Here is a 23,576-nt window from a genome sequence, read left to right as displayed (position 1 = left end):
CAATTCTGCTTAAGCTAGCTTATTTGGTACGCATTTCCCCTTGTGGGAAGTAAGTTCCTTCTGGCATGTCGTTGATGATGACATGAACGGCTGATTGAGGGGCTCCAGTATTACGGACAACAGCTTCCGTCACTTCCTTAGCAAGAGCTTTCTTTTGCTCGAGCGTGCGTCCTTCAAATAAATCGATGCGTACAAATGGCATAATAGCTTCCTCCACTAGTTTTTGATTTCTTCTATTTTACCACATTTTGCCGTTTAAAGCTTAAGAAAATTATGATATACTAGAATGTAGCAAAAATTTAGAAATGGACGTGAAGCAAGAAGCATGGCACAGTTGTATTATCGTTATGGGACCATGAACTCTGGTAAGACCATTGAGATTCTCAAAGTGGCCTATAACTATGAGGAGCAAGGAAAAGGTGTTGTCATTATGACCTCGGCTCTGGATACGCGTGACGGTGTTGGCTATGTGTCGAGTCGTATTGGCATGAAACGCCCTGCCCTTGCGATTGAGGAAACGACGGATATCTTCGGTTATATCCGAGACCTACCAGAAAAGCCTTACTGTGTTTTGGTCGATGAAGCCCAGTTTCTCAAGCGTCACCATGTTTACGACCTAGCTCGTGTTGTGGACGAGTTAGACATACCCGTCATGGCTTTTGGTTTGAAAAATGACTTTCGCAATGAATTGTTCGAAGGTTCCAAATATCTCTTGCTTTTAGCAGACAAGATCGAAGAAATCAAGACTATTTGCCAGTATTGCAAGAAAAAGGCGACTATGGTGTTGCGTACACAGGATGGACTGCCCGTTTATGATGGTGAGCAGATTCAAATCGGTGGAAATGAAACCTATATCTCGGTTTGTCGTAAACATTATTTTGCGCCAATGATAACCTCTAACAAGGAGCAAAACTATGACAATTGAACTAAGAGATGTCACAATGGAAAATTATTTTGATGTTTTGAATTTGGATGTCAAGGAATATCAAAAACAATTCATTGCAACCAACGCAATTAGTTTAGCTGAAGCATACGTCTACACTAAAAATGGAGATTTTGTAGCTCCATTGGCAGTTTATAATAATGATGCAATCATAGGATTTGTGATGATAGCTTATGATAAAAAGATCGGAATTAGTAGTGGAAATTATTTACTATTTCGTTTTATGATTGATAAGAATCTTCAAAATCAAGGATATTTTAAACCAATTATGGATGAAGTGCTAGACTATGTTCAGACAGCGCCAGCAGGTTTAGGCAATAAACTTTGGTTGTCTTATGAACCAGAAAATGAACATGCAAGATCTTGTTACCTCAGTTATGGATTCAAAGAAACTGGGGAAATATCCGAGAACGAAGTAGTAGCAATCTATGATCTAACAATTGAGAAATAAGGAGAAAAAATGAATATCTATGATCAACTACAAGCTGTAGAAGACCGTTATGAAGAACTAGGTGAATTGTTGAGTGACCCTGATGTCGTTTCAGACACCAAGCGTTTCATGGAGCTTTCAAAAGAAGAAGCTTCAACTCGTGACACGGTAACAGCCTACCGTGAGTACAAACAAGTCCTTCAAAATATCGTTGATGCCGAAGAGATGATTAAGGAATCGGGCGGAGATGCGGATTTGGAAGAAATGGCTAAGCAAGAATTGAAAGATGCCAAGGCTGAAAAAGAAGAATACGAAGAAAAACTGAAGATCTTGCTCCTTCCAAAGGATCCAAACGATGACAAGAACATCATCCTAGAAATCCGTGGAGCAGCTGGTGGAGATGAAGCAGCACTTTTCGCTGGGGATTTGCTAACCATGTACCAAAAGTATGCAGAAGCCCAAGGATGGCGCTTTGAAGTTATGGAAGCTTCTATGAACGGTGTCGGTGGTTTCAAAGAAGTGGTTGCTATGGTTTCGGGTCAGTCTGTATACTCTAAACTCAAGTATGAATCAGGTGCCCACCGAGTGCAACGTGTTCCTGTGACAGAAAGCCAAGGCCGTGTACATACTTCGACAGCCACAGTTCTTGTCATGCCTGAAGTGGAAGAAGTAGAATACGATATCGATCCAAAAGACCTTCGTGTTGACATCTACCACGCATCAGGTGCTGGTGGACAGAACGTCAACAAGGTTGCGACTGCTGTTCGTATCGTTCACTTGCCAACCAATATTAAGGTTGAGATGCAGGAAGAACGTACGCAGCAGAAGAACCGTGAGAAGGCCATGAAAATCATCCGCGCGCGTGTCGCTGACCACTTCGCACAAATTGCACAAGATGAACAAGATGCTGAGCGTAAGTCGACAATCGGTACTGGTGACCGTTCAGAACGGATTCGTACTTATAACTTCCCACAAAACCGTGTCACAGACCACCGTATCGGCTTGACCCTCCAAAAACTAGATACCATTTTGTCCGGTAAATTGGATGAAGTTGTGGATGCTTTGGTTCTTTATGACCAAACACAAAAATTAGAAGAATTAAACAAGTAATGAAATTAGCTCAATTATTTTCAGATTTTGAAGAAGAGTTGATAAGACAAGGAGAGGAAGCAGAAAGCCTCTCTTTTGTCTATCGTAGCCTGAAAAATCTATCTTTTACGGACTTTGTTTTTGCCCTCCAGCAGGAAGTGACGGAAGAGGAAGAAGTATTTGTAAAAGGAATTTTCCAACAGCTAGCAGCTCATAAACCGGCACAGTACATCATTGGACAGGCAGATTTTTATGGAATGCAGTTAAAAGTTGATGAGCGCGTATTGATTCCTCGTCCAGAGACAGAGGAGTTGGTTGAGCTTATCCTAGCTGAAAATCCTGAGACGAATCTTTCAGTTCTGGATATCGGTACAGGTAGCGGAGCTATTGCTCTTGCCTTAGCAAAAAACAGACCAGATTGGTCAGTGACGGCAGCGGATATTTCCCAAGATGTTTTAGATTTAGCTAGCGAAAATGCTAAAAAGCAAAATCTTCAAATATTTTTAAAAAAATCTGACTGTTTTACAGAAATTTCTGAAAAATATGATATAATTGTTTCCAATCCACCCTATATCTCTCGTGAAGATGAGTCAGAGGTAGGCTTGAATGTTTTGTATTCAGAGCCTCATCTAGCTCTCTTTGCAGATGAGGATGGCCTAGCTATTTACCGTAGAATTGCGGAAGATGCAAAAGACTATCTCAAAGATGGTGGTAAGATTTACCTTGAAATTGGATACAAGCAAGGTCAAAGTGTTCCTGAACTTTTTAGGAAACATCTTCCTGAAAAACGAGTACGAACGCTCAAGGACCAGTTTGGTCAAGATAGGATGGTTGTAATTGATGATGGACAGGATTAGGCAAGAGTTGGAAAAGGGGGGGGCGGTTGTTTTACCTACGGAGACAGTTTACGGTCTCTTTGCCAAGGCTCTAGACGAAAAAGCGGTTGATCATGTTTATCAACTCAAATGTCGTCCAAGAGACAAGGCGCTTAACCTCAATATCGCCTCTCTAGAGGACATCTTGTACTTTTCTAAGAATCAGCCAACTTATCTACAAAAACTTGTAGAGACCTTTTTACCAGGTCCCTTGACCATTATACTAGAAGCCAATGACCGAGTTCCCTATTGGGTCAATTCTGGTCTCGCGACTGTTGGATTTCGAATGCCCAGTCACCCCATTACACTAGATTTGATTTGTGAGACAGGTCCATTGATTGGGCCGTCTGCCAATATTTCAGGTCAGGCAAGTGGGATAACCTTTGAACAAATTCTGAAGGATTTTGACCAAGAGGTTTTGGGCCTAGAGGACGATGCTTTTCTAACTGGACAGGATTCTACTATCTTGGACTTGTCTGGAGATAAGGTGAAAATCTTACGTCAAGGGGCCATTAAGCGAGAAGATATTCTTGCTCGGTTGCCAGAGATTTCTTTTGAGGAGGAATGAGATGCTAAGAGATTTAAGAGAAACTGATGTGAAAGCTATATGTGACATCAATCAAGAGGCTTTGGGCTACTCTTTTAGTCCAGAGGACACGGCTAACCAACTGGTTAGATTGTCTCAGGATTCCCATCATTTCCTACTTGCTTATGAGGATGCAGCTAGTCATGCCTTGCTTGGATATGTCCATGCTGAAGTTTACGAATCCCTCTATTCCAAAGCAGGCTTTAATATCTTAGGATTGGCGGTTTCTCCTCAAGCACAAGGGCGAGGTATCGGTAAAAGCTTACTGCAAGGGGTGGAGGAAGAAGCAAAAAGACGTGGTTATGAGTTTATCCGATTAAACTCTGCCGATCATCGTCTGGGTGCTCATGCATTTTATGAAAAAGTTGGTTATACTTGTGATAAAGTGCAGAAACGGTTTATTCGCATCTTTTAGTTTATTTTCGTATTGTAAAAACAAACTAGAGGACCAGTCACACTATAAAGGAGAAGACCTATGATTTTTGACAAAGATGATTTTAAAGCATACGATGCTGATCTCTGGAATGCTATTGCCAAAGAAGAAGAACGCCAACAAAACAACATCGAGTTGATTGCTTCGGAAAACGTAGTTTCCAAGGCTGTTATGGCTGCGCAAGGGTCTATCTTGACGAATAAATACGCCGAAGGCTACCCAGGACGCCGTTACTATGGTGGAACTGATGTAGTAGATGTGGTAGAGACTCTTGCTATTGAACGCGCAAAAGAAATTTTCGGTGCTAAATTTGCCAATGTCCAACCTCACTCAGGAAGTCAAGCCAACTGTGCAGCTTACATGGCCTTGATTGAACCAGGTGATACCGTTATGGGAATGGATTTGGCAGCAGGTGGACACTTGACCCACGGAGCTCCTGTTAGCTTCTCAGGTCAAACCTACAACTTTGTGTCTTATAGTGTGGATCCTGAAACGGAACTCTTGGACTTTGATGCCATCTTGAAACAAGCCCAAGAAGTAAAACCAAAATTGATTGTAGCTGGTGCTTCAGCCTATTCTCAAATTATCGACTTTTCAAAATTCCGTGAAATTGCTGATGCCGTTGGTGCTAAGCTCATGGTAGATATGGCCCACATCGCTGGTTTGGTGGCGGCTGGTCTACATCCAAGCCCAGTGCCATACGCTCACATCACGACAACAACGACCCACAAAACCCTTCGTGGTCCACGTGGTGGTTTGATTTTGACTAATGATGAGGAATTAGCTAAGAAAATCAATTCAGCAATTTTCCCAGGTATTCAAGGCGGTCCTTTGGAGCATGTTGTGGCGGCTAAGGCTGTCTCATTCAAAGAAGTTTTGGATCCAGCCTTCAAGGAATATGCTGCTAATGTCATCAAAAACAGCAAGGCTATGGCAGATGTCTTCTTGCAAGACCCTGATTTCCGTATCATTTCTGGCGGAACTGAAAACCACCTCTTCCTAGTGGACGTGACTAAGGTTGTAGAAAACGGAAAAGTTGCTCAAAACTTGCTGGATGAAGTCAATATTACCCTAAATAAAAACTCAATCCCTTACGAAAGCTTGTCACCATTCAAGACAAGCGGAATTCGTATCGGATCTGCAGCTATCACTGCACGTGGATTTGGTGAAGAAGAAAGCCGCAAAGTTGCTGAACTCATCATTAAAACCCTTAAAAATGCAGAAAATGAAGCTGTCTTAGAAGAAGTGAGAAGAGAAGTCAAAGCGTTGACAGATGCCTTCCCATTATACGAGGACTAAAATTTTTATGGACATTTATATTAAGAAAGCTATTATCCATCAGTTCAGTCCCGATGATACCGAGCTGTTCCTAGCGGATAAGTTTCTCAATATCACTCCAAAAATCGAAGAATACCTGCGTAAAAAAATCGAACGTGTGTATTCAGATGAAGCCAAGACTGGGATTTTCGAAGAAGAAAATCCCTTCTTCAATCACATCACAGACGATTTGTTGGAGACATCAATAACACTGGCTAATCTCTGGAAAGAAGAGTTTAGCATTTCTGAAAACCTCAAGACTAATGACTTGATTTTTGTGCAATTTTCTAAAGAAGGGGTGGAACATTTCGCTTTTTTGCGAATTGCACTGCGTGAGACTCTGACTCACCTCGGAGGAGAAGTTGATAATCCAATTAAGCTGACTCAGAATAATCTGCCTGGATTTGGAACGGGTGCTGACGAGGCCTTGGTGGTTAATCTTCTGAGTCGCAAGTATCATCTGATTGAAAAACGAATCAAGTACAACGGGGCTTTCTTGAACTATTTTTCAGACAACCTCCTTGCCGTCGCCCCTAAGATTTCACCTAAGAAATCCATCAAGGAGCTGGAAAAAACGGCACAGCGCATTGCTGAGACTTTTAACACAGATGATTTTCAATTTCAATCTAAGGTCAAATCAGCTATTTTCAATAACCTGGAAGAAAGCAATGAATTGTCACCTGAAAAATTGGCCAATGACCTTTTTGACAACAATCTGACGGCTCGTTTGAGCTTTATTGACCAAGTTAAAGAATCTGTACCAGAACCTGTTCAATTTGATGAAATTGATGCCAGTCGCCAATTAAAGAAATTTGAAAACCAAAAACTTTCCTTGTCAAATGGAATTGAGCTCATCGTTCCCAATAACGTCTATCAAGACGCCGAGTCTGTTGAGTTTATCCAAAATGACAATGGAACTTACTCTATCTTAATCAAAAATATCGAGGATATCCAAAGTAAATAATGTTTAAACGAATTCGAAGAGTGCTTGTACTAGCAGTCTTCCTTTTTGCTGGATATAAAGCTTACCGTATTCACCAAGATGTCAAGCAAGTCATGACCTATCAACCCATGGTGCGAGAAATCTTGAGTGAAAAAGATACCCCAGCAAACGAAGAGCTTGTGCTCGCTATGATTTATACTGAAACAAAAGGAAAAGAAGGCGATGTTATGCAGTCTAGTGAGTCTGCAAGTGGTTCAACCAATACCATCAATGATAATGCCTCTAGCATTCGACAAGGTGTTCAAACTCTGACAGACAATCTCTATCTGGCCCAGAAGAAGGGGGTAGATGTCTGGACGGCTGTTCAAGCCTATAATTTTGGACCTGCCTATATTGATTATATCGCCCAAAATGGCAAGGAAAACACCTTGGCTCTGGCCAAACAGTACTCTCGTGATACTGTTGCTCCCTTGCTTGGTAATACCACTGGAAAGACTTATAGTTATATTCACCCCATTTCCATTTTTCATGGAGCCGAACTCTATGTAAATGGAGGAAACTATTATTATTCTAGACAGGTGCAACTTAACCTTTACATCATCAAATGTTTCACTCTCTTTTCGACATCTGGCTAGCCCAGGTGTTTTTGTTATAAGTTTTCTTTAAGATAGATATATTACTCTAGAAAGGTAAAGGAGGATAATCCCTATGAGAAAGAAACTCTTTCTGACTAGTGCTGCGGTCTTGTGGACAGTAACAGCTATGAATAGCGCCCATGCAGCAACAGATGTGCAAAAAGTTATCGATGAAACCTATGTTCAACCTGAATACGTCCTAGGTTCTTCGTTGTCTGAAGATCAAAAAAATCAAACTCTAAAAAAACTGGGCTACAATGCCTCAACAGATACTAAAGAACTCAAGACTATGACACCTGATGTCTATTCTAAAATCATGAATGTGGCCAATGATTCTAGTTTACAGTTGTATTCATCAGCCAAGATTCAAAAGCTAGGTGACAAGTCGTCACTTGAGGTCAAGATTGAAACACCAGAAAACATCACTAAGGTGACGCAGGATATGTACCGAAATGCAGCCGTAACTCTGGGCGTGGAACATGCCAAAATCACTGTAGCATCCCCTATTCCAGTTACAGGTGAGAGTGCCTTAGCAGGGATTTACTATTCGCTAGAGGCTAATGGAGCCAAGGTGCCACAAGCCAACAAAGATTTGGCTCAAGAAGAGTTAAAGGCTTTGTCTGATATCAATGCTGAAAACAAGGACAAAACAGGCTATGATGCTAATAAATTAAACGTTGCTTTAGCAGACATTAAGTCAGGACTCGCCAAAGCTAAAGAAAGCAAGGGAAATCTGACGGAGGAAGATGTCCGCAAAATCGTTGAAGATACCTTAAAAAATTACAAACTTGATCAGGTCATAACAGGAAACCAGATCAATATCATCATCAATTTTGCTTTGAATCTCTCAAAGAGTGATATCCTCAGCAATGCAGACTTCACTAAAACCCTGAATGACCTTAAACAAAGCATCGTATCACAAGCTGGCGACAGTTTTAAAAATATCAACCTTAACTTTGATGCGGATAAGGCGCTAGAGGACGGCGGTAATTTCCTAAGCTCCCTCTGGCAAGCCATTGTCAACTTCTTCAAGAGTTTTGGTTCTTAAGAAATTTCATGGTATAATAGATGGTAACCGTAACGTTGCCGTCTTTTTTGTCGGTCAATAGAAAGAGAAGAGAATGTTAAAGAAAAATGATATTGTAGAGGTTGAAATTATTGATTTGACCCATGAAGGTGCAGGAGTTGCCAAGGTGGATGGTTTGGTCTTTTTTGTCGAGAATGCTTTACCAAGTGAAAAAATCCTCATGCGAGTCCTCAAGGTTAATAAAAAGATTGGTTTTGGGAAGGTTGAAGAATACCTTGTTCAATCACAACACCGTAATCAAGATCTAGATTTGGCTTACCTTCGTTCAGGAATCGCGGATTTAGGTCATCTTGCTTATCCAGAACAGCTCAAGTTTAAAACTAAGCAAGTCAAGGACAGTCTATACAAGATTGCTGGAATTGCTGATGTAGAGGTTGCTGAAACTTTAGGTATGAAAAATCCAGTCAAGTACCGAAATAAGGCGCAAGTACCTGTTCGTCGAGTCAATGGTGTCTTGGACACAGGATTTTTCCGTAAGAATTCCCACGACCTCATGCCTCTGGAAGATTTCTTTATCCAAGATCCTGTGATTGACGAGCTAGTGGTAGCCCTACGCGACTTGCTCCGTCGTTATGATTTGAAACCTTATGACGAAAAGGAACAGTCCGGCTTGGTTCGGAACCTTGTGGTGCGTCGTGGCCACTACTCAGGGCAAATCATGGTTATTTTGGTAACAACTCGTCCTAAAGTTTTCCGTGTGGAACAATTGATTGAACAAATCATCAAGCAGTTACCAGAGATTGTGTCTGTTATGCAAAATATCAACGACCAAAATACCAATGCGATTTTTGGTAAGGAATGGCGCACTCTTTATGGACAAGACTTTATCACTGACCAGATGTTGGGAAATGACTACCAGATCGCTGGCCCAGCCTTTTATCAAGTCAATACTGAAATGGCTGAAAAACTCTATCAAACAGCCATTGACTTTGCGGAGTTAAAAGAAGATGATGTGGTTATTGATGCCTATTCTGGTATCGGCACGATTGGCCTTTCCGTTGCGAAACATGTCAAGGAAGTCTATGGTGTGGAGGTTATTCCAGAAGCGGTTGAGAATAGCAAGAAGAATGTTGCATTAAACAATATCACAAATGCTCACTATGTCTGTGACACAGCTGAAAATGCCATAAAGAATTGGCTCAAAGACGGTATTCAACCAAGTGTTATATTGGTTGATCCTCCACGCAAGGGATTGACCGAGAGCTTTATCAAAGCAAGTACCCAAACTGGAGCTGATCGTATTGCCTATATCTCTTGTAATGTCGCAACCATGGCGCGTGATATCAAACTCTACCAAGAGTTGGGATATGAATTGAAGAAAGTACAACCAGTGGATCTGTTTCCTCAAACGCATCACGTGGAGTGTGTGAGTTTGTTAGTGAAATGCAGTTAAACCTCAAAAGGTTCACCCAAACCTTTTGAGTCCCACAAACGCATCACGTCGAGGCGGTATCACTGCTTGTACGAGCTTAGAAAAAAATGTTGACGAAAAATCCTTGGTGTCAAGGATTTTTTGGTATCCTCAAAAAGGTAATTTTTAATTGACAATTTGTCAGTAGAGTAGTATAATTTATAATCAGGAGGAATAAAATGCGAGATGTAAAAGATCCGGAAATTCGACGGGCTGAGATTATGGATGCTGCTATGCTCCTCTTTATGGAGAAAGGATATGCGAACACAACAACTCAGGATATAGTCGATAAGGTAAATATATCACGAGGTTTGTTATACTATCACTTTAAGAACAAAGAAGATATTCTGTATTGTCTTGTGGAACGTTATTCAGAGAAATTATTGAGAGATGTTCATGTGATTGTCAATGATGACGACAAAACTGCTATTGAAAAAATAAGAGCCTTTATAGATGCCACAATAATCTCTACAGATAACGTTTCAGCGGAAGGAACTGAGTTACAAAAGACGGTTGATCTTGAAGAAAATCGTTATATGTTAGATAAGTTATCTCATAAGCTCATTGAAAAACTGACTATATATTTTAATAGGATAATAAATCAAGGCATCTCAGAAAAAGTATTTTTTGTAAAATATCCATCAGAAACAGCAGAATTCCTGATGACAGCCTATGTTTTTGTTTCCAATAACATAGGTATAAAAACTTCAAAGAAAGAACCTGTCAAAGATTACTTGGATGCATTTAAGATAATGCTAGAACAAAACCTAAATACAGAGGAACTCTTTAGCTATTAAAAAGAGATGGAATTTCTGTAAAGAGAACTATGTGCCGATAGCTAAATAAAAACAAGCTATCGGTATTATTTCAAAGTATAACTGACAAATTGTCAATGAGGGTGAAAATATGTTAGAGATAAAGAATTTTAGTAAATGTTATGGGGATAAAAAGGTTGTGGATAACCTATCTATTTCAGTACAGCCTGGAGATATTTATGGTTTTATTGGAGCAAATGGTGCGGGGAAAACGTCAACGATAAAGGCAGTTGTCGGTATCCATGATTTTGAAGACGGAAGTATAATTATCAACGGTCATTCTATTAAAGAAGAACCTGTTATTTGTAAAAAAATGATGGCGTATATCCCAGATAATCCAGATTTGTATGAACATATGACAGGACTTCAATATATTAATTTTATTGCTGACTTGTTTGAAATTCCTACAAAAATACGCAGGGAGAGAATCCAAAAATACGGTGATTTATTTGATATGACTGAGCATCTTTCGGGGATTATTTCTTCATATTCACATGGTATGAAGCAACGAACAGCGATTATTTCTGCACTTGTACATTCTCCCAAACTGTTGATTTTAGATGAACCTTTTGTTGGGCTAGATCCCAAAGCAACTTTCCTACTAAAGAAAATTATGCATGAGTGTGTTTCAGATGGAGGTGCTATTTTCTTTTCAACCCATGTATTGGATGTTGCGGAAAAATTATGTAATAAGATTGCCATTATCAAAAATGGAAAGTTAATTGCAAGTGGCAATACAGGAGACGTCAAAGGTGATGAATCATTGGAGGCATTTTTCATGGAGGTGCAGGACAATGAGTAACATTTGGATACTGCTTAAAGCGCAATTGATTAATTTCTTTCCTATTAACGAGATTAGAGATTCAGGAAATAAAAAACAAAGTTCAATGGCTATTGCGAGTTTTGGCATAATAACCCTTTCCTTATTTTGCTTTGTTTATAATATACTAACAGCGAAAACATTGGTACACGTCGGACAGCAGGACTTGATACCGGCATATATGGTCTCTGTCTCAAGTTTTTCAATACTATTTTTAACAGTATTTTATTCGAATGGCATTTTATTTGGAAGTCGAGATATGGAAATTCTCTTATCTTTACCTGTTAAAAGTTTGGATATTATTACCAGCAAGTTCATGTTTATGTACTTATTGAATTTTTTAATAGGATTGATGTTTATGCTCCCGGGTGGAATTGTATGGATCTTGAATGGAAGTTTAAACGTCTTACAAATTGTACTGTATTTTACTTCTATCATCTTTGCTCCCTTGATACCTATGTGTATAGCAGCATGTATGGGAATCATTGTTGTGACTATTTCATCTTATTTTAAGAGGAAAAATGTTATTGCTCTAATCTTTTCATTTGCAATGATAGGCATAATTGGATATATTGCAGTGTCAGCTATGAAATCAGGTAATGAAGACAGCATTGAGATCATGCTTTCTAAGCAAATTACAGAACTGTACCCAATATCCGGGTTATTCGTGCAACACACAAATTTTCCAATGTATATTGGAATGGGATTTTATATAGTTCTTTCAATAGTCGTCTTTTATCTATTTGTCAAAATTGCTTCGTTGAAGTATGGACTACTTAATATACTTGCCAATACAAAATCAAGATATGCTAATGACAAAGTATCTTATGAAAGAAAATCGGTATTTTTTGCCTTGTATCAAAAAGAGCTTGGACGATTTTTAAGTTCTTATATGGCAGTCTTGAATGCTGGGCTTGGAGTGATTCTTTTATGTGTCTTTAGTATATGTTTCCTGTTTAATTCTGTAGGGCAAATAGGAAATTCTACAGGAATTGAAAATATAAATGAGTATCTTTCAAACTTAGCTCCCGTCTTTATTTCATCTATGCTTTCACTCAGTTGTGCAGCAGCTTCATCTATGTCTTTAGAGGGTAAAAATATTTGGATTTTGAAAAGTTCTCCGGTTGAGGTAAGAATGATTTTAAATGCTAAGATAGCTGTTAATCTTACACTTCATTTGATTGGATATATGATTTCTGTATCTGTATTTGTGCTAAAACTAGATATGAATCTCATTCAAGTCACGAACCTAATTATTGTTCCTATATGTTACTCCTTTTTTATAACTGTAATCGGAATTGCATTAAATAAAAAATATCCTAACTATGATTGGGACAGTGAGATGATAGTTGTCAAACAAAGTCTTCCTGTTATTGTAACTGGAATTATTGGTATGATTGCGCTTATTACGCCACTTTTGCTTAATTGGCTGTTTAATCTTCCGATTATATTTGTTTTACAGGTAGTATCAGTAGTTTTATTGGTTATTACAATGGGTGTTTATTTAACAATAAGCAAGTCAAATTTTATCTAGTTAAAGGAGAAAAATAAGATGAAAAACAGACTGATAAAAGATATTTTGGTGTTATTAGTAATCCTAGCTATAATAGTTGTTATTTGTAGATTTCTCCCAGAAAAAGTTCCGATTCATTTCAATGCAAAAGGAGAAGCAGATATGTTTGCAAATAAATACTATCTTCTACTAGCTACAGTCATCCCCTATTCTGCATATTGGAAGTTTGTTAGGGAAAGTGAAAATAAAAAGATTAAATGAAACCCCATCTATATTTACAAATTACATCAAAATTAAGAACGACTATTTTAAGAGGTGATTATGCACCTGAACAACAAATTCCTTCAATAAGGAGATTAGCAGAAAACGAGAAGTGTAATCCGGCAACTATTAAAAAAGTAATGAAAGTTCTCGAAGAACAGAATTTGGTTATTAGCTGTGGAACATTAGGATATTTTGTCATAGCAAGCGAGCAAGAAATAAAGGAGTTAAGATATCAAGAATCTAACAAGCTAGTGAAAATTTTGTTTGAAAAACTAGGTGAACTAGGCTTTTCAGAAGATGAGATTGTCAATTTATTTTTTAGAAAAGATGCTTAGAAGAAATTGAATGGAAATTTATTAGGATTATTTGTGAAAGTATAGAAAAGCCTTGATTGTAAGGCTTTTTTGTGTTTTTATGATAGAATATAGGTAGTTATAATCGAGAGCAACTAAGAAGTAGTAAAAAAATATTATACGTAGAATAATCAAGATTAGGAAGATAAGATGACAGAAATTGACAAAAAGAATTTAAAAAATTATCTTTATTTTACATTTGGAATTACTTATATAGCTTGGGGGCTTCTTGCCATATTTACTCAATCTCATATTTTGGGATTAGAAACATTTATAGGGAGAATGTTACATATAGTAGGTGCACTTGGTCCAGCTATTGCAAGTGGCTTTTATTTGAAAAGTAATAATATAAAATTTAAACATTTTGTATTTAATAAAAGAAAAAATAGTAGTATTTATTTCATTATTCATTTGTTAGCAATTTTGATACTATTCTCTGTATCTTCATTAGAATTAAACGGAGTATCAATTTATCTGATGCCACTATTCTTTATACAATTAATTTTTTTGGTGGTGGACATGAAGAATTAGGATGGAGAGGTATATTACAACCGTTACTTGATAAAAAATATACTTATTGGCAATCTAATTTGATTGTAGGATCAATTTGGGGGATTTGGCATCTGCCTTTATGGTTTATAGTTGGAGAAAGCCATCAAGGATTTCCTTTTATTTTATTTTTTATATATACATTATTTTTAAGTTTTGTTTTAGGGCTTCTTTATCGTCAAACGAAATCAGTGGGGTACTGTCTATTATTTCATGCGTTCGCAAATTTGTTAAATCTCTATTTTGTGTTAAAAATTAATGTTATTTTTACCATCATTTTTATTGGTTATTTGATTTATACAATATTGGCTAGTAATAGAATTAATAAGGAAACAACATTTTAAAATTTAGATCAGGATATCCATTATTAAAAGTAACGATTTGCTAATTAGATGATCTATGTTAGAGAATTTTCTATTATAATTTAAAGTGGAGTGATGAATGTCGTTTCTTTTGGAAGTAGTGATAACCTTTCCGTTACACAGTATCATTCTAAAATGATTTTTACTGCCTTTCGTTTATTAATATAAAAGAAGAATATTACCACATGTTGAGGCGGTATCACTGCTTGTACGAGCTGAGGTATCAGCGAAGTAGAAGTAAATGATCTCCCATGCGATAGGACTCGTAGAATGAGGAGGGAAACCGACGAAATGATACAGAAAGTCTTAACTGGTCAAGTGACGTGCTTATTTACATTAGCCTAATAATGAATCGATGGTTATATTGGAATTGTACCAAAATGATTATTCTAAAGATTTAGTTGCGTTTGATTCCATAGAAGATGGGAAAACTTTTGTAGCTCAAATCCCGGGATACACTCTGGAACAGAAGATGGTTTTGAAGTGGAATATTTTAATCCTAAAAACATACAGGATTATATGGAAATTATTTTTAACGGAAATATTGTTCCTTTATCTAAATTTATGTTCGATCCTGAGGAAAATGTAGACATTATTTGGAAAGAGATTTCAAATTTATCCCTCAAAAACGATAGAGTGATTGAAGGATATTCAAAAATCGATGCATATGTCGTTAACAACCATGAAATTAAAACCTATGTTGAAGCGAGAGAAGCGAACTATCGCCAGGCAAAAGACTTTCTAGAAGGCAGCGGATATGAATTAGACAGAAGCTTTTTCGGAAGTGAAGACGGCGAAGCGATTCTCTACAGAAAAAAAGGGAGAGAAGATTGGCATTTCTTGTGTCACTTAGACCCAATGTTTGTAGAGATTGAAGATGTAGAAGGATATGTTGAAGAAGAGATGGGAGAGATTCAATAGTCAATCAAAGTTCCTTGTGAGTATGTACCTTTGCTAGTAAAAGCGTCAAAACGTTGTAACGAAGGGGGTTAAGAAAACCCTTGAGTGTAAGCCTTTTTCTTCTTTAGAGGGAAATTATTAGAGTAGCCTCTCATAATTTATACTAGATTTGATAACTTATTTGAGACAGATTTTATTTCTATAAATACTGTGAAAATTTTTTAATACCAAAGATTTAAAGTTACTGTGTTAAAAAACCTCTCCACTTTTAAACTAATGTATTATAAAAATCAGTTGACACAAGTGTTACACCTGTGATAGAATTAACTTGAGGTGAAGTAAATGGCAACTGATAAAAATAGAATAATGATTAGCTTGGATGATAAAAATCTAGAGAAACTTGAAAATTTAGTAGAAGATGCTAGAGATAGAAGGGGAATGCGACTAACAAAGTCCCAGGTTATAGAATTGCTCCTAAATACTGTTGATTATTTCGATGATATTATGGGAGCTATTTACTCAAAAAAATAACAGCATAAATGCTATTATTTTTTTTACAAATAGGTGTAACACTAGTGATATAGGAGTGATGAAATGGTTGTTTATATTAGACAAAGCAAACTACCAAGTGAAGTTTCAATTAATAAGTACAATGCTCAAGTAGGTGCCTACTTACAAGGAGAAGAAGTTATTTTATATCAATCTTTTTCTGAAATAAAACAGTTAACAAGTGATGATACAGTTGTAGATTATATAACGGAGACTAGAGCATTACTAAAAATGATGGGGTTAAATGTTCCGGTTTATGACTATCCTATTGAGCTTAAAGAGTTTTATGGTCGAAAGATTTATGCTGGAATTTTAGGAGAGATTATGAATATACCTGATAATTGGGGAAAATTTATTAAGCCTAAAGCTGGTTCAAAAGTCTTTACTGGAAGAGTTGTTAATGGAACCCATGATTTAATAGGTATTGGTCTACCTTTTGATTATCCTATATGGATTAGTGAGGTTGTAGAATTCATAGCTGAATGGCGTTGTTTTGTGTTAGATGGTCGCGTATTAGATGTTCGACCCTATACAGGTGATTATCATGCATTATTTGATCCTAGTGTAATTGATGAAGCCATATCATGTTGGAAAGATGGGCCAATAGCTTATGGACTAGATATCGGTGTTGCTCGAGATGGCAAGACACTTGTTGTTGAAGTAAATGATGGTTATGCATTAGGAAATTATGGCCTATCTCCTTTAAACTCAATCAATTTTCATAAAGCTAGATGGAAAGAAATGGTAAAACCTTATTTTGAAAAAAACGATGTTTTTACTATGCCTGAAAATGGAAATATAAGTTTCTAAAAGGAACAGAAATAAATCTGTGTAACTGCAACTAATAAGTTGCAGTTTTTTATTTTGAATAATGATATAATAGTATAAAGTAATATTCAAGGGGATGTTAATATGCCAAAGGGTTTTCAAACTCCTATAACCATTACAGAAGCGATTGATAAAATTGATGAAAATAAATATGTTTTGCCAGGAATTCAACGACGTTTTGTTTGGGGAAAAAATCAAATTGAACTACTTTTCGACAGTATTATGAGAGATTACCCTTTTAATTCATTGATGTTGTGGGAAATAAATTCTCCTCAAATAAAAAATAATTATAACTATTATTCTTTTTTGAGAAAGTATAAACAAAGATTTGAAGTTGAAAATGAAATGATTAATAAAACAGCTTCCGATGATGATTTTTTTGCTGTTATTGATGGGCAACAAAGACTAAATAGCTTATACCTTGGTTTAAAAGGAAGCTATACAATGAAAAAACCTCATAGACCTTGGGTAGATAAATCTGATTACTTTGAAGAACAGTTTTTATATTTAGATATTACTTCGGAATACCAAAGTGAATCAGATATCGACAGAGCATATAATTTCAGATTTTTGCCGAAATCTGAGGCTGAAAATAGTAAAGATAAAACTTGGTATAAAGTCGGTGATATTCTTCAAATAAATCCTGATGACATATTTGAAGAAATTAGTGATTTTGTTGAACAACAATTAAATATAAAAGATAAAAAATACGCACGTAATACACTAAGAAAATTAAATAAAGTAATTAGGGAAGATAAAATTCTTAATTACTACTTGGAAACCGAACAAGATCTTGATAAAGTATTAGATATATTTATACGCACAAACGACGGTGGGACTAAATTAACATTTTCAGATTTGTTAATGTCAGTTTTAACAACTCATTGGAAAGAGAGTAGGGATGAGTTCGATGAATTAATTAAAGATGTCCGTAGCTTTTGCGATTTTAATATTAGTTCGGATTTAATAATTAAATCTATTTTAATGTTGTTTTCTAATGATATTAAAAATAGAGTAAAAAATTTTGATGAAGAATTATTAAATTCTGTAATTAAAAATTGGTCTAGAATAAAATTAAGCATTTCCAATACTTTCCAAATGTTTTATAGGATGGGATTTAATTCTCAAACTTTTCCAGCTCTAAATGCTGCAATTCCCATTATTTATTATGTTTATAAAAATAACTTAGAAGAAGAGATTATTAAGGTTAGATTCTTTGGTAGCATAAATCATAAATTGATTAAACAATGGCTTATTTTATCTTTCCTGAAGAGAATATTTGGTGGTCAATCCAATACTGTTCTTGTTGATCTTAGAAAGATTATTAATGAGAATAGCAGTTCTAGTTTTCCTTTACAAGTTATTATTGATAAAGCTAAATCAAATCCAACAAAAAACTATAACTTCGACACTGAATTTATTGACGATTTGTTTGAACGGACATACGGTGGAGATGTATTTTTTGTACTATCATTATTTTATCAAGATTTAGATTACTTTAACCAAAATTTCCATGTTGATCATATTCATCCTCAAACACTATTCAAAAGAAAAAATAGTTCTTATAGTGCCATGATTGAAAGAGTTGGTAAAAATTGGAATAAATTAGGTAATTTGCAACTATTAAATAGTGAACTCAATACAGCAAAAAGTGATAATGATCTAGCTACCTGGGTTAAAAATAATGGTATTTCTAAAAAACGATTATTTATTGATGAGTCAGTAAGTTTGGATTTTTCTGATTTTGAAGAGTTTTATACAAACAGGGTTATTAATATGAAAGAACATTTGAGAACTATTTTAAATGATAAGTGGTAATATAAAAATAAGCTTGGAGAAATCACATGAGCATAGATAAAAAATGTTTAGAAGAACAATTTAATTACGACGATACATCAGAATCTGAATTAAAGATTATTTTTAAAAAAAGACTAGAAGAAGCAAAAGAAAAATCCGTCTTTAAACCTTTCTGTATACCATATAGTCATAGTGAGTATAAAAAGGACATTGTTCTTAATGAAGAGGTAGTACTTGAGAAAGGTTTTCATTTTTATCATCATTCAGAAAGTGAACTAGTAGAATATGCATTAAAGCATAGAAACAATATCCAATTACATATCAATTCTATGTCAGATTTGTGGCTAGATGAATATCCAGCACCAAATGAATCAGGTCGTGCATTTATGGTATCTACTAATGGAAATCATCGTAGATTAGTCTTTAAATGTTTGGGTTTGAAATTTATAGAGGCCAACATTCAAAAAAAGAGAGGTAGTTGGAGATATTACTTTCATAGACCAAATAGCTTTATGATAATGTTATTAAAATGGCTAATTTTTAACAAAAGGATTGAGGTTGAGTATTTGGATAGTCGAACTTATTTGATCACAGATTCTTCGAATCTAATTCCATGGATTTTACCAAACTCAGAAATTTTTAAAGCATCAGATATTCGAAAAGATATGTTGAAACGATTAAACTTAGTAGAAAAATCATTCGGAAAACAGGATTTTGATGATGGTTTTATAAGAAAATCATTTCTTTTGTGGTATATACAAGTTCTACGAGTAAATTTTATTATTTATCTAAAAAAATTGTAATAATTTTACTTTGATTCAGAATCTGTATGCTATGCTACTAGTATCAGATTAATACTTTTTACTGTCTATACAAAAACTTAGACTTGTTAGTTTTCAGTTAAATGATTAACAGGTTTAAGAATAAGACCATAGTGGTTTCTTATTCTCTTCAATTGATTTTGTATAATTTTTACAATTTAAATATACTCGGTATCATTACTAATAACAGTGTATTCCACTATATAAAGAATTGACAGATTTAAATCTCTGAAGTATACTAGAGTAATCCAGTGGAAACATTGGATAGGGCAACAATATACCCACCTATATATATTCTTGGCTTTAAAGCCTGAAAGGAGGTGTGTGTTATGAACTTAACTGTCTTAATTGACTGGAAGTTCGTTGTTGCCCTTGGCACAGCTGCGGTTGGAACCATTTTCGCTTTGAATATGGATTCTTCAGCAGCTGAGCGTGTTTCAATCCATGCGATTGAAGCTACTAAGGAGTTTGCAGTTGCTACTAAAAGCAACTGTTAACTCCTATATACTTGGAGAAGCACATAATCTCAGGATTTTATGCTTTTTTTATTTTATAAAAATATTCAAGGTTAGAAAAATAATGAAAAAAATTGACTGTTCATATATCTATAAAGAAGAAATTGATAAAAATATAAATATGCTAAAGCATTTTATAGAATCGTGGGTGAAATCCCAGTCTATTCGGAATGAAGAACTTTTTCAATTTGCTGATGATGATTTCTATTTTTATCGTTTCGCAGTAGAAAGACAGGAAAAAGCTGCTAAAATATTACTAACTAACATCCTTTGGCGGGTACTGAAGGAGTATAATATACCTGTAGAATATTCACATGGTGCTCCATTTATTTTTATAATTAAAGAAAATCATGAACGAATAGGATATAGATTAGCAGATTTCCTTGAAGATGAAGATATCAATACTATTCTTAAATCTAATCATGTCGATAAAGCGATTATCCTTAGAACTTCAAAAGGTAAGCAAACAAATAAATTAATTGAGCTAGAGAATCAACAATATAAAGATGCAAATGTAAATATAAGAGCATTATCTATTCATGAATTTTATTTAAAACAATTTGGTGAAGAAGAATATAAAGAGTTTATTGATTCTATTGATAATTACCTAAACGTTATAAAGGAAATCACAAGTTATAAATCTGTTAAATTTCTTTCTAAAATGAATCTGGCTTCAATAAAAATATTTGAACAGAAAAAGCTTAGAGATTGGGATTATTTGAATTACAGGTATCAGATTATTAACGCAAATGATAAGAAAGTCCAGAACTATTTATATCTCACTCAAAAAGATATTATTTTTGAAAATCTGGATGATATGCATAAATTATACATTTTCAATAAATTATATGAAACAATGGTAAGTTCGAACGAATATGCTAGAAGTTTTATAACGTCGGAATGGCTTTATGATTCGTTTAAGGGTAAAAAGAACTTTGATTACACCTCCGTCGTTAGTGGTTACTTAAAGTCTATTGAACAGTTATTGTATAAGATTGTTATGCTCAATATTGACAACGATTGTAAAATAGCAATGAAACGAGATATGTTAAAAAAAGCTTTCAGACGGAATATCCCAGTTTTTGAGCTAATTGATAACAAATTTAATAAAATCCCCGAAAACAGGCTAGGGAACAATTATAGGTTCACAAACTATCCATATATCGAATTTACGGAACATCATAAAGAATTCATGGATAGTTCTATTGGAACTTTTGAGTATTTTTTAAGATGTAATAAGCATATTTTTTCAAATCCGGATAACGCAAAAACAGTTACTGACATGATTAGTTGTTTTAGAATTGAATGTCGAAACGGTTTCTTTCATACTCATAATTTAAATGATTGGGATTTTGTTAAAAAAATACGTAAAAATACGATATACCTTTATTTCGTCTTATTGGGATCATGTATTATTCCAGAAAGGAGGAGACATGAGTTAAATCTTATTTACCATGATCAATTTGATGAACTTTGTAAAATAATCCGAGAATTCAAGAAGTATAATATATATTTTGTATTTGAATATGAAGGTGGAATAAAACAAAAACTAGTATATGACATTTATAATAACACTATTGGATTTAATGATGATGGTGTAGAACATTATGATGGTCTTTTATTCTATAAAGTAGACGAATTTGAAGATTCTCTTAAACAGATTGATAAAGGTGAGTTAGAAGATAAAAAGCTTTATTTAACTAGAGTTAATTTACCGAAAAAAATATTTGGAGTTCATAGAAAACATCGAAACTATGAATATGAAGAAATTATTTTTTGATTGATAATAATTTTTCATTGAATATATTTTAGATTATTAACTTTTAGAGAACAGTGTGCAACACATAAATTATATAGTTAAGGCGAGGAACTAGATAGCATCCTATCAAGATATTTTTAAATAGATGATATTGCATTTTGGATTATGACAAAGGAGTACTAACATGCCGAAATATACCGACGAAGATATTAGAAAATTAAATAAAATTACATTAAAAATTGCTGGTGATTATTTAGGTATAAGTTCACAAGCAGTTGCTATAGGTCTTAGAAATAATCTTCTTCCAATTGGTTTTGCTATTCATAATGAAGAAAGAGACAGACGTTTCACTGAGAGTTGGTCATATCATATTGTCGCTGAAAGAATGATTTCTTACAATCACGGTAAACTATCAGAGATCCGTGTTAAAAATATTGAAGCCAGTTTAGATAAAATTATAGAGGAATTTAACGGTTTAAAACAAGATTTACTTTTTATATTAAGCGAAAATGCAGAAGTGAAGAATTAGAAGTTTTTGAATTTGCGTTTTCGCTTGGTATATATAAAAATGGTGATGTAAAATATAAGGGTAAAGGTGTTTCAAATGAAGATGATAAAGACCTTTTCTATAGACGAACTCTATGAAGAAATCTGGGAGATAAGTGCAAAACAAGTTTCATTGAAATATGATTTAAGTTATTCTGACTTACTCAAGAAATGTAAAGAATTTGAAATTCCAATTCCAAAGGGTAGTTATTGGTATCGTAAGAATACTGGACAAGACCTAAGTGAACTTATTGTTCCATTACCACAAAATGACATAAATGAGGTTCATATTGATAGAAAAAGTTTCAAGAACAGTAGAATTAAAGCTGCTAAACATAAAGAAGATAATACGGAGGATAAAAACGAAGATACTGTTAAACTTGATACAACTAGTATAAGAAGTTCATTATCATTTATAGAGGACGATAAAATAGAGCGTATTATTGAAGCAGTTTCAAACCTAAATCAGGCTCCAAATAAGAGATTACATAAATCTGTAGCTAATCTAAGGGATAAAATTGCAGAGTGGAATAAGAGGGAAAAAGCAGCTTCTTATCCTTACTTTGATTCTAGACACAGATATAATGATTTAAAAGAACCTAAATTTGTAAAAAATATTTCACTAAATTCTCTTCCGCGTTTATATCGCTTTTTGGATACACTAGTTACTGTTATTGAAAAAATCGGCGATAATGTAACTTCAAATTGGGATATTCAAATTGAAAAGGATATTGTTCGTTTTGAAGTTATAGAATCAACAGACAAAGTAAATCATGAATTAACAAAAGAAGAAGCTAAAGAACTAGCAGAGTACAATGATAGCATTAAGTTTAATAGATATGCTTTTAAACCAAGAATAAAGAAGTATGACTATATTCCAAATGGAAAATTTCGATTTAAGATAATAGATAGTAAATACATTAAAGATACTAAAGAATTCACACTTGAAGAATCAATATCAGAAATAATTGTTTTAATTTACCAAGAGTATTATAAAGTTAAGAATTTACGACTTGAACGTGAAGAGAGAGAAAGACTATACGAAGAAGAACAAGATCGAAAAAGAAAATTACAAAATAGAATCGATGAAGAGAAGAAGCGAACAATGTCTCTTCTGAATATGCTAGAAGATTTTCAAACAGCAAATGATTTAAGACTAATGGCTGATAAATTGGAGATAGCAGGGAAACTTAGTAAAGAGGAAATTGATTGGATTAGATCCAAAGCTGACTGGATCGACCCAATAGTTTCTTCAACAGACGAATTACTAGGAATTAGAAATCATGAAAATTCTAGAGAACAAAAAGAACAATATCTAAGTGAGAAAAGGTACTACTGGTAACTTTGTTAATAGAATTTTTACAAAGTGTAGTGTTATTGGAGTAAATGATTAACTAATCTATTAATAAATCATTTTACACATTTATTTTAAATAG

25 protein-coding genes and 2 pseudogenes are annotated in these 23,576 nt (G+C 34.7%); 26 read left to right on the top strand and 1 reads right to left on the bottom strand.

Going from position 1 to position 23,576, the window contains the following annotated elements; translation table 11 throughout:
* Positions 1 to 19: 19 nt before the first annotated feature.
* Positions 20 to 202 carry a 4-oxalocrotonate tautomerase gene (locus SK642_RS05150; protein WP_001117401.1) on the bottom strand — a complete coding sequence of 61 codons (183 nt, stop codon included), beginning with the start codon at positions 200 to 202 and terminating at the stop codon, positions 20 to 22.
* Positions 203 to 325: 123 nt separating this feature from the next.
* Between SK642_RS05150 and SK642_RS05145 the strand changes: the two genes are divergently transcribed.
* The 26 genes and pseudogenes from SK642_RS05145 (at position 326) to SK642_RS05020 (ending at position 23,482) form a co-directional block, all read left to right on the top strand.
* Complete coding sequence (locus SK642_RS05145; protein ID WP_033683647.1) at positions 326 to 925, top strand: thymidine kinase; 600 nt, start codon at positions 326 to 328, stop codon at positions 923 to 925.
* Positions 915 to 1,394 carry a GNAT family N-acetyltransferase gene (locus SK642_RS05140; protein ID WP_033683645.1) on the top strand — a complete coding sequence of 160 codons (480 nt, stop codon included), beginning with the start codon at positions 915 to 917 and terminating at the stop codon, positions 1,392 to 1,394. Before SK642_RS05145 ends, SK642_RS05140 begins: the two co-directional genes overlap by 11 nt.
* Positions 1,395 to 1,403: 9 nt before the next feature.
* A complete protein-coding gene (gene prfA / locus SK642_RS05135) occupies positions 1,404 to 2,483 on the top strand; it encodes a peptide chain release factor 1 (RefSeq protein WP_001028815.1) in 1,080 nt (359 codons plus the stop codon).
* Entirely contained in the window at positions 2,483 to 3,319 is an 837-nt protein-coding gene (gene prmC / locus SK642_RS05130) for a peptide chain release factor N(5)-glutamine methyltransferase (RefSeq protein WP_033683644.1), read from the top strand. Before prfA ends, prmC begins: the two co-directional genes overlap by 1 nt.
* Positions 3,303 to 3,905: an L-threonylcarbamoyladenylate synthase gene (locus tag SK642_RS05125; protein ID WP_033683643.1), complete on the top strand. Its 603-nt coding sequence runs from the start codon at positions 3,303 to 3,305 to the stop codon at positions 3,903 to 3,905. The genes prmC and SK642_RS05125 overlap by 17 nt, the downstream gene beginning before the upstream one ends.
* A gap of 1 nt (position 3,906) precedes the next feature.
* A complete protein-coding gene (locus tag SK642_RS05120) occupies positions 3,907 to 4,338 on the top strand; it encodes a GNAT family N-acetyltransferase (RefSeq protein ID WP_033683642.1) in 432 nt (143 codons plus the stop codon).
* A 60-nt stretch (positions 4,339 to 4,398) separates the two neighbouring features.
* Positions 4,399 to 5,655 carry a serine hydroxymethyltransferase gene (gene glyA / locus SK642_RS05115; protein ID WP_033683641.1) on the top strand — a complete coding sequence of 419 codons (1,257 nt, stop codon included), beginning with the start codon at positions 4,399 to 4,401 and terminating at the stop codon, positions 5,653 to 5,655.
* A gap of 7 nt (positions 5,656 to 5,662) precedes the next feature.
* On the top strand, positions 5,663 to 6,637 hold the full coding sequence (locus tag SK642_RS05110) for a nucleoid-associated protein (protein ID WP_033683640.1): 975 nt from the start codon (positions 5,663 to 5,665) through the stop codon (positions 6,635 to 6,637).
* Positions 6,637 to 7,251, top strand: a complete 615-nt coding sequence (gene pmp23, locus SK642_RS05105; RefSeq protein WP_033683639.1) for a cell wall hydrolase Pmp23 — start codon at positions 6,637 to 6,639, stop codon at positions 7,249 to 7,251. The genes SK642_RS05110 and pmp23 overlap by 1 nt, the downstream gene beginning before the upstream one ends.
* A gap of 73 nt (positions 7,252 to 7,324) precedes the next feature.
* A complete protein-coding gene (locus SK642_RS05100) occupies positions 7,325 to 8,299 on the top strand; it encodes a DUF1002 domain-containing protein (RefSeq protein ID WP_033683638.1) in 975 nt (324 codons plus the stop codon).
* 73 nt (positions 8,300 to 8,372) lie between these two features.
* Complete coding sequence (rlmD, locus tag SK642_RS05095; protein ID WP_033683637.1) at positions 8,373 to 9,731, top strand: 23S rRNA (uracil(1939)-C(5))-methyltransferase RlmD; 1,359 nt, start codon at positions 8,373 to 8,375, stop codon at positions 9,729 to 9,731.
* 197 nt (positions 9,732 to 9,928) lie between these two features.
* Complete coding sequence (locus SK642_RS05090) at positions 9,929 to 10,546, top strand: TetR/AcrR family transcriptional regulator (RefSeq protein ID WP_033683636.1); 618 nt, start codon at positions 9,929 to 9,931, stop codon at positions 10,544 to 10,546.
* A 109-nt stretch (positions 10,547 to 10,655) separates the two neighbouring features.
* Positions 10,656 to 11,366 carry an ABC transporter ATP-binding protein gene (locus SK642_RS05085; protein WP_033683635.1) on the top strand — a complete coding sequence of 237 codons (711 nt, stop codon included), beginning with the start codon at positions 10,656 to 10,658 and terminating at the stop codon, positions 11,364 to 11,366.
* Positions 11,359 to 12,918 (top strand): membrane protein, encoded by a 1,560-nt coding sequence (locus tag SK642_RS05080; RefSeq protein WP_033683634.1) that lies wholly within the window; start codon positions 11,359 to 11,361, stop codon positions 12,916 to 12,918. The genes SK642_RS05085 and SK642_RS05080 overlap by 8 nt, the downstream gene beginning before the upstream one ends.
* 18 nt (positions 12,919 to 12,936) lie before the next feature.
* Positions 12,937 to 13,158 carry a DUF1648 domain-containing protein gene (locus SK642_RS05075; protein ID WP_033683633.1) on the top strand — a complete coding sequence of 74 codons (222 nt, stop codon included), beginning with the start codon at positions 12,937 to 12,939 and terminating at the stop codon, positions 13,156 to 13,158.
* Complete coding sequence (locus tag SK642_RS05070; protein WP_033683632.1) at positions 13,155 to 13,496, top strand: GntR family transcriptional regulator; 342 nt, start codon at positions 13,155 to 13,157, stop codon at positions 13,494 to 13,496. The genes SK642_RS05075 and SK642_RS05070 overlap by 4 nt, the downstream gene beginning before the upstream one ends.
* Positions 13,497 to 13,664: 168 nt before the next feature.
* Positions 13,665 to 14,407 (top strand): annotated as a pseudogene (locus SK642_RS05065) (CPBP family intramembrane glutamic endopeptidase).
* 373 nt (positions 14,408 to 14,780) lie between these two features.
* Positions 14,781 to 15,346 (top strand): annotated as a pseudogene (locus SK642_RS05060) (hypothetical protein).
* A 321-nt stretch (positions 15,347 to 15,667) separates the two neighbouring features.
* Positions 15,668 to 15,856: a hypothetical protein gene (locus tag SK642_RS05055; RefSeq protein WP_000179769.1), complete on the top strand. Its 189-nt coding sequence runs from the start codon at positions 15,668 to 15,670 to the stop codon at positions 15,854 to 15,856.
* Positions 15,857 to 15,919: 63 nt separating this feature from the next.
* On the top strand, positions 15,920 to 16,684 hold the full coding sequence (locus SK642_RS05050; RefSeq protein WP_033683631.1) for an ATP-grasp domain-containing protein: 765 nt from the start codon (positions 15,920 to 15,922) through the stop codon (positions 16,682 to 16,684).
* A 102-nt stretch (positions 16,685 to 16,786) separates the two neighbouring features.
* Positions 16,787 to 18,520: a DUF262 domain-containing protein gene (locus SK642_RS05045; RefSeq protein WP_033683630.1), complete on the top strand. Its 1,734-nt coding sequence runs from the start codon at positions 16,787 to 16,789 to the stop codon at positions 18,518 to 18,520.
* Positions 18,521 to 18,546: 26 nt separating this feature from the next.
* The gene (locus SK642_RS05040; protein WP_033683629.1) at positions 18,547 to 19,302 is read left to right on the top strand and encodes a hypothetical protein; all 756 of its coding nucleotides are present in this window, start codon (positions 18,547 to 18,549) and stop codon (positions 19,300 to 19,302) included.
* Positions 19,303 to 19,649: 347 nt separating this feature from the next.
* Positions 19,650 to 19,817 (top strand): hypothetical protein, encoded by a 168-nt coding sequence (locus SK642_RS05035; protein WP_006153932.1) that lies wholly within the window; start codon positions 19,650 to 19,652, stop codon positions 19,815 to 19,817.
* An 82-nt stretch (positions 19,818 to 19,899) separates the two neighbouring features.
* Positions 19,900 to 21,615: a hypothetical protein gene (locus tag SK642_RS05030; RefSeq protein WP_033683683.1), complete on the top strand. Its 1,716-nt coding sequence runs from the start codon at positions 19,900 to 19,902 to the stop codon at positions 21,613 to 21,615.
* Positions 21,616 to 21,778: 163 nt separating this feature from the next.
* The gene (locus SK642_RS05025) at positions 21,779 to 22,123 is read left to right on the top strand and encodes a hypothetical protein (protein ID WP_033683628.1); all 345 of its coding nucleotides are present in this window, start codon (positions 21,779 to 21,781) and stop codon (positions 22,121 to 22,123) included.
* A gap of 75 nt (positions 22,124 to 22,198) precedes the next feature.
* Positions 22,199 to 23,482, top strand: a complete 1,284-nt coding sequence (locus tag SK642_RS05020; RefSeq protein WP_033683627.1) for a hypothetical protein — start codon at positions 22,199 to 22,201, stop codon at positions 23,480 to 23,482.
* Positions 23,483 to 23,576 lie beyond the last annotated feature (94 nt).

Source organism: Streptococcus mitis (genome assembly GCF_000722705.1).
Classification (GTDB): domain Bacteria; phylum Bacillota; class Bacilli; order Lactobacillales; family Streptococcaceae; genus Streptococcus; species Streptococcus mitis_P.
The sequence above is the reverse complement of the archived record's forward strand: the minus strand, read 5'-3'. Positions and strand labels throughout refer to the sequence as shown.